Origin of the sequence: Pauljensenia sp. 20925_1_34 (assembly GCF_041432775.1) — a bacterium.
Lineage (GTDB): Bacteria > Actinomycetota > Actinomycetes > Actinomycetales > Actinomycetaceae > Pauljensenia.
Genome location: NZ_JAPWAG010000056.1, coordinates 1 through 1,884, shown reverse-complemented (window position 1 = coordinate 1,884; position 1,884 = coordinate 1). Strand labels below are relative to the sequence as shown.

General features: G+C 57.4%; 3 protein-coding genes. All 3 read right to left on the bottom strand.

Annotated features, from left to right (window positions below):
• Positions 1-370 precede the first annotated feature (370 nt).
• Positions 371-1,114: a Fic/DOC family protein gene (locus O3669_RS10820; RefSeq protein ID WP_371524855.1), complete on the bottom strand. Its 744-nt coding sequence runs from the start codon at positions 1,112-1,114 to the stop codon at positions 371-373.
• A complete protein-coding gene (locus O3669_RS10815; RefSeq protein WP_371524853.1) occupies positions 1,111-1,362 on the bottom strand; it encodes a hypothetical protein in 252 nt (83 codons plus the stop codon). Before O3669_RS10815 ends, O3669_RS10820 begins: the two co-directional genes overlap by 4 nt.
• A 337-nt stretch (positions 1,363-1,699) precedes the next feature.
• On the bottom strand, positions 1,700-1,884 hold a 185-nt coding region (locus O3669_RS10810), incomplete at its 5' end, for an IS3 family transposase (RefSeq protein WP_371524851.1).

The window sequence follows — 1,884 nt, the reverse complement described above, 5'->3', positions numbered from 1 at the left end:
CCTAGGCGCACTCTCTTGACCTTCGCGCACCACAGCAGCTATCCTGGACACCAGGACAAGGGCTGAAACGGATACTTGGCAGCGCGAGCTGTTAGATGATGACCGCGAAACCCGGTGATCAAGTGCCCAAGGACTAATAGCCTTCGCGGCGGCAGACTGATACCACGTCCTGCAAACCCCCTTCCCTTTGGGTTGGGGGTTTTGTGTTGCCCGATTGTGCACCCCCTGGCTAACTAGTGCACTAGTCACCTAGCACACTGGCTGACAAGTAGGCTAGGGTGCTAGCGCATTAGTGGATGGAGGGACCTCGGCGTTGAGGGGAGTCATCGCGTGGAAGCTGCGGGGGGCGTGTAGGAGCGGGGCGCGGTGATTATCTTTGTTGACGCGTGTTCATCATCTGTTCGAGCCGTGCACTCTTGTTACGTATGAGTTGGGTGGTAGTAGCATCTGGGGTGCTTGGGGTGGCGCGCGGGCCACCAGTGCGTGGCTGCGCGATGTGGCGGAAGATGGGGATGAGCGAATCGGGTACAGGTTCGTAGGTCCCGAGATCGGGTCCTGAGAGCATGCTTGCTTGGTTCCAGACGTGTGGGCTGACGCGCGCGAAGTCGAAGGTGAACTGTGACTGCTCGGCCACGTGCTCCATAAATACTTTCGAGGCGCGGCCGTTGCCTTCTCGGAAGGGGTGGGCTTGGTTGAGGTATGCGAAGACTTCAGCGGATGCGCGCGCACAATCGTCCAGGTTGAGCTCTGCCCAGCTCGTTTGGTTCACTAGACGGTGTACGTCATCGAGGTATTGGTCGACCTCACCGGAATGAACGTCAGCAAACGATGACATGTTTTTTGACATGTTCACGCTGCGGTAGTGGCCAGCCCACTCAAAGACATCCTGGAACAGGTAGCGATGAATAGTACGAAGATGCTCCGCATCAAACGTGCGTTCCACATCAACAATCTCGTATGTCAAGTTGCGCGCACGCGACAGAGTATACGCGTATTCGAGTAGACTCGACGCAACGGCATCACGCTCCCCAAAGAGGTTGCGCAGCGTCCCCTGCCCCGTCGCAGGGTTGTACGTTTCTGGGTAGAAGTAGGATTGCCAGGTGTCGTACATCATAGCGACGTGGGCTTGTTGTTTGTGTTCTGCATGAGGCGCTTGACCAACTCCCTTGAGCGGCGCTGGTACTCGCTGAGATCAATCAGCCCGAGTGAATAGTCTGTCAGGTTTTCCACGTGCTCACGGGTGGGTTCAAAGCCTTCGTGCCATGCTGCTGCGAGGGCTTGCCGCACGGAGTTGCGTTCACGCGCGTCGAGGCGGTCGAAGAGTTCTGGCCAACGGTCTTCAAAATCAAAAATCTCAGACATGAGGGGTCTCCTGTGGCGACTCCTACCATTATACACCAGCCTAAGCTCAACTTATTACCAACCGGTCCAACTCAGGCGTGCCCCGATCCTAGCTACACTCTCTTGACCTTCGCGCGCCACAGCAGCTATCCTGGACACTAGGACAAGGGCTGAAATGGGCCTTCCACTTTCGGGTGGTTGGTGACCGCGAAACCTGACGAAACAGAGCCTTGTAATAGTCCACTTGTGGGCGGCACGCTGAAGTCACGTCCTGCAAACCCCCTTCCCTTTGGGTTGGGGGTTTTGTGTTGCCTGATTGTGCACCCCTGGGCCTGTGCGCACGTTGTTGACGGTTTGTCTATGCGGCTGTTGTCCAGGCCGCTTGGTGTAGTTCGTATTCGATGGGGGATTTGCCGCCGAGGCTGGTGTGGATGCGGCGGTGGTTGTAGAAGTCTTCGATCCAGGTGGCGACCCCGGTGTAGACCTGGTCGCGGGTGGTGAAGGCGCGCCGGTAGTAGTACTCGGTTGTGAGGGTGGCCCAAA

Bases quoted from the DNA above. Each gene is read 5' to 3' on its own strand.
- O3669_RS10820 (WP_371524855.1), bottom strand. From the start codon at position 1,114: ATGATGTACGACACCTGGCAATCCTACTTCTACCCAGAAACGTACAAC.
- O3669_RS10815 (WP_371524853.1), bottom strand. From the start codon at position 1,362: ATGTCTGAGATTTTTGATTTTGAAGACCGTTGGCCAGAACTCTTCGAC.